Below are 4,619 nucleotides of genomic sequence, written 5' to 3' on the forward strand. Positions count from 1 at the left end.
ATTCAATAAAAAATTGAAAGGCACACCCCCCTGAATCCCCCCTCAATGGGGGAATGAATTGAACAATTCCCTCCGTGGAGGAGTGCCGCTTTCGCGGCGGAGAGGGTACCTTTCATTAGTCATCCTGAGGCTTCGTTTCTTGAAGCCGTGAGGATCTCATCTGACACCATACCCGTCATCCTGAGCCCTCGTTTTTCGAGGGCGTGAGGATCTCATCTTTTCGATTCTTTTTATAAAAACTCAAAGAATGAGATTGCCACGTCGCATAGGACGCTCCTCGCAATGACGGAGTAGGCGGATGAGATTATCACGCCGCATAAGACACTCCTCAGAATGACGGAGTGGGTGGATGAGATTCTCACGTCGTCCGGTTAAAGTCACCGGAATCCTCAGAATGACAGACTCAGTAAATGAGATTGCCACGTCGCTGCACTCCTTGCAATGACGGAGTAGTAATAAATTCAAATCCCCCTAAACACATTTTCTAAAGGTGGAATTGATTTCTGAAGAGTATTTTCATCCTCAAGTGTCAAAAATTGGAATAAGAGTCTATTATTAAATATAATATATACTGGTTCAGAGATTTGAACTGTTAGAATACTGAAGAGCTGATTTAAAGTAAAAAAACCAAAGATGCAGATCTAATTTAATCAACAAATCTTAGGATTAAGGTGTTTATTATTTTGAGAGCAAAATATTCGTGGGAAAGGGGTTTATTTTTCTTTAATGAAATCCTACGAGGTTATTAATCATACTGCAGATATTGGTATAGTTGCTTGGGGTAAGAGCTTGGAAGAAGTTTTTATTCATTCTGCCCAAGGATTATTTTATCTGATTGCTGACAATCCTTGTGCTGAGATTTCTTTTGAAACAACAGTATCAGTTGATGGCAATGATTATGAGGATTTATTAGTAACTTGGCTCAATGAACTTCTTTATCTATTTGAAGTTGAACAGGCATTTTTGTGCGAATTTGAGATAAAAGAAATAGGACAATATTTTATAAAAGCTAAGGTTAAAGGTGAAATGTATAATTCGATGAAATATCCTTTAAAACATTCTGTAAAAGCTTGTACTTATTATGAAGCCAGAGTGGAAGAGCAAAAACCAGGTTTATGGCGAGCTCAATTTTATCTTGATATATAGCTAAATGGTTTCCAAATTAACCGGCTTACATTAATTCATATCAATCTGCAGAATTTTTCGCCTTACTAAATCAGACAAAAGTAGAAAAGAATTTTTAGTTGGTTTCTTTAATTTAAGAAAAAAAGAAAACACTTAAAATTAAGGGTATGACTATGTCAAATATTTGGAATGGTCCTTTAAAAAAGATCGATGATTGGCGCTGGTTGATCCCTCGAGACTACAAAAAAGGTATGTTGACTGATGGTTTGATTTTTGCCAATGAACGTATGATTGATGAAATCCGAAAAGACCAGGCTCCTGAACAGGTAGCGAATGTAGCTTGCCTCCCGGGAATTGTAGGCTATTCTTTAGCTATGCCAGATATCCATTGGGGATATGGTTTCCCCATTGGTGGTGTTGGGGTGACTTGCCTTGATGATGGGGTTATTTCCCCTGGTGGCGTAGGCTTTGATATTAATTGTGGCGTGAGAGTGGTTAAGACCACACTAAGTTCTGAGGAATGTATCCCTAAAAAAAAGGATTTATTAAGCACCCTGTTTCATTCTGTTCCTTCGGGAGTGGGATCAGAAGGAAAAATTAAATTTTCCCTTCCAGATCTAAAAAAGATTCTTCGTGACGGAGCCAAAGCAATAATACAAAGAGGTTTTGGTTGGAATGGAGACGAATTGATGATTGAAGAACAGGGAGCTATGGTAGGGGCTGATCCAACAACGGTTAGCGAAAAAGCATTAGAACGTGGCAAAGGTCAATTAGGAACCTTAGGTTCCGGAAATCACTTCCTTGAAATCGAGACAGTAAAACAAATTTTTGATCCTCATATAGCCAAGGTTTTTGGATTATATCCTGATCAAATTTTAATAATGATTCATACCGGATCGCGGGGATTTGGTCACCAGGTTTGTACCGATCACTTACGGGTGATGCAAAGTGCTATGAGAAAATATAACATTTATCTTCCTGACCGCCAATTAGCTTGTGCTCCTATTCATTCTATTGAAGGACAACAGTATTTTTCCGCTATGGCCTGTGCTGCTAATTTTGCCTGGGCTAATCGTCAACTGATTACCCATTGGGTTCGAGAATCCTTTGAGAAAGTATTTCATCGTTCTGCTCAAGATTTGGGAATGGAAATACTTTATGATGTTGCTCATAATATTGCAAAAATTGAACAACATCGGGTTAATGGGAAGACCAAGCAACTCTGTGTTCACCGAAAAGGGGCGACTCGTTCATTTGGACCAGGACTAAAAGATCTTCCAGAAAAATATCGCTCGGTTGGTCAACCGGTTCTTATTCCTGGAGACATGGGAACCGGGTCTTTTATTATGTGTGGAACGGTTCAGTCAATGGAAGAATCTTTTGGTACAGCTTGTCACGGGGCGGGACGAATAATGAGCAGGTCAGAAGCCGATAGGTCATCGAGAGGGAGAAATATAGTTAATGAATTAGAAGAAAAAGGAATATTGGTGATGGCTGAGAGCAATGCGACCCTTCGTGAAGAAATCCCGGCAGCCTATAAAGATGTAGGAGAGGTGGTTGGTGTGGTGGAAAAAGCGGGTTTGGCACGTCGTGTTGTGTACGCTCAGCCAATTGCAGTGATGAAAGGATAGATAATTTCAGCAAAGGAGCGACAATTATGTTAGATTGGAAATGGGTACGAGATAATCGTGAAATAATAATAACTGCCCTTAAAAATCGAAACACCGAGTTTGATTTGGACGAACTTTTTTCTTTGGATGATCAACGCCGATCATTACAACAGGAAGCTGATCTTTTAAAACAGAAAAGAAATGAGGAATCCAAGAAAATCGGTTTTCTGAAAAAAGAAGGAAAAGATACCGAAGATTTAATGAAAAATGTTCAAAATATTGCCGAACAAATCAAAATTATCGATGATAAGTTGAAAGCGACCGAAGAGGAATGGAAAGAGAAACAGTTATGGATACCCAACATACCCCACGAAACGGTTCCAATCGGGCAGGATGAAAGTTGTAACCGAGTGGTTAGGAGCTGGGGTAAACCCCGAGAATTCGATTTTGAACCACGTCCTCATTGGGATATTGGAGAAGGATTGGATATCCTTGATTTTGAAAGGGGATCTAAAATTGCCGCTTCCCGTTTCACGGTCCTCAAAGGTTTGGGCGCGCGTTTAGAGAGAGCAATTATGAATTTTATGCTTGACCTTCATACCCAACAACATGGATATCAAGAGATTTTTCCTCCTTTCCTGGTAAATCAGAAATCTATGACCGGAACCGGCAACCTCCCCAAATTTGCTGATGAACTGTATAAATGCCAGGATGACCTTTATTTAATACCAACTGCTGAAGTACCTGTGACCAATTATCATGCTGATGAAATTCTGCCTGATGAAATTCTTCCCCTTTACTATACTTCTTATACGGCTTGTTTTAGAAGGGAAGCTGGTTCTTATGGAAAAGATGTTCGTGGTCTCATTCGACAACATCAATTCAATAAAGTTGAGTTAGTTAAATTTGTTGCACCTGAAACATCCTATGATGAACTGGAAAAGCTTTTAGCCAATGCCGAAGAAGTGCTTAAAGTGCTCCAACTCCCTTATCGAGTAGTTGCCCTCTGTAGTGGTGATTTGGGTTTTTCATCAGCAAAAACCTATGATATCGAAGTGTGGATTCCATCACAAAAAACCTATCGTGAAATATCTTCTTGCAGTAATTTCGAAGACTTCCAAGCTCGAAGAGCGAATATTCGTTATCGAAATAAAGCCGGGAAAATCGGTTTTGTTCATACTTTAAATGGTTCTGGACTGGCGATTGGTCGTACTGCAGTTGCAATTCTTGAAAATTATCAACAAGAAAACGGCACGGTTGTTATCCCTGAGGCGCTTCGTCCCTATATGCAAGGATTAGAGCTTATTACTCCTCAGTATCGGGTGATTTGAAATGAAAAAAGTTGGAATTGGAATTGCTGGTTTTGGATTTATTGGAAATGTGCACGCTTTAGCTTTTCAATCCCTTCCTTATTATTACACTGATCTTCCTTATATTCCTGATATCCGTGGTATTTGTACTTCTCGGCCAGATACCGCCATTAAAGCACAACAAGAAACCGGAGTTCCCTTTGTAACCAGTTCAATTGATGAACTCTGTGAGCGGAAGGATATTGACATCATTGTAATAGCTCTTCCCAATGCCCACCATTTAAAAGCAGTTCTAAGTGCAGCTCAAACCGGGAAGGCAATATATTGCGATAAGCCCCTTGCTATGAAGCTTGATGAAGCGTTAGAAATGAAACAGACAATTATTAAGAACCAAGTAGTTTTTGGAATGTCATTTCAAAATCGTTTTGTTGCAGCGATTCTAAGGGCTAAGCAACTTATTGATAATGGTTTGATTGGTGAAATCTATCGAGTACGTGGTACTTATCTTCACTCAGGATATGGTGATCCAACCCGACCCATGAGCTGGAGATTAAGAAAAGAAATCGCTGGTGGT

General features: G+C 39.7%; 5 protein-coding genes. 4 read left to right on the forward strand and 1 reads right to left on the reverse strand.

Going from position 1 to position 4,619, the window contains the following annotated elements; translation table 11 throughout:
- Positions 1-240: 240 nt before the first annotated feature.
- Positions 241-423 (reverse strand): hypothetical protein, encoded by a 183-nt coding sequence (locus tag PLK24_RS08580; protein WP_324478188.1) that lies wholly within the window; start codon positions 421-423, stop codon positions 241-243.
- Between the two features lie 303 nt (positions 424-726).
- Between PLK24_RS08580 and PLK24_RS08585 the strand changes: the two genes are divergently transcribed.
- The 4 genes from PLK24_RS08585 to PLK24_RS08600 form a co-directional block, all read left to right on the forward strand.
- Positions 727-1,146: an archease gene (locus PLK24_RS08585; protein ID WP_324478189.1), complete on the forward strand. Its 420-nt coding sequence runs from the start codon at positions 727-729 to the stop codon at positions 1,144-1,146.
- 152 nt (positions 1,147-1,298) lie between these two features.
- On the forward strand, positions 1,299-2,756 hold the full coding sequence (locus PLK24_RS08590; protein ID WP_324478191.1) for an RtcB family protein: 1,458 nt from the start codon (positions 1,299-1,301) through the stop codon (positions 2,754-2,756).
- Between the two features lie 26 nt (positions 2,757-2,782).
- Positions 2,783-4,066 (forward strand): serine--tRNA ligase, encoded by a 1,284-nt coding sequence (gene serS / locus PLK24_RS08595; protein ID WP_324478193.1) that lies wholly within the window; start codon positions 2,783-2,785, stop codon positions 4,064-4,066.
- A gap of 1 nt (position 4,067) precedes the next feature.
- Positions 4,068-4,619, forward strand: a 552-nt coding sequence (locus PLK24_RS08600) for a Gfo/Idh/MocA family protein (protein ID WP_324478195.1), incomplete at its 3' end; no start/stop codon positions are given.

The sequence above is a fragment of the Atribacter sp. genome (assembly GCF_035418125.1).
GTDB lineage: Bacteria > Atribacterota > Atribacteria > Atribacterales > Atribacteraceae > Atribacter > Atribacter allofermentans.

Coding starts and splice junctions, on each gene's coding strand:
- PLK24_RS08585 (WP_324478189.1), top strand. CDS start 727: ATGAAATCCTACGAGGTTATTAATCATACTGCAGATATTGGTATAGTT.
- PLK24_RS08590 (WP_324478191.1), top strand. CDS start 1,299: ATGTCAAATATTTGGAATGGTCCTTTAAAAAAGATCGATGATTGGCGC.
- serS (WP_324478193.1), top strand. CDS start 2,783: ATGTTAGATTGGAAATGGGTACGAGATAATCGTGAAATAATAATAACT.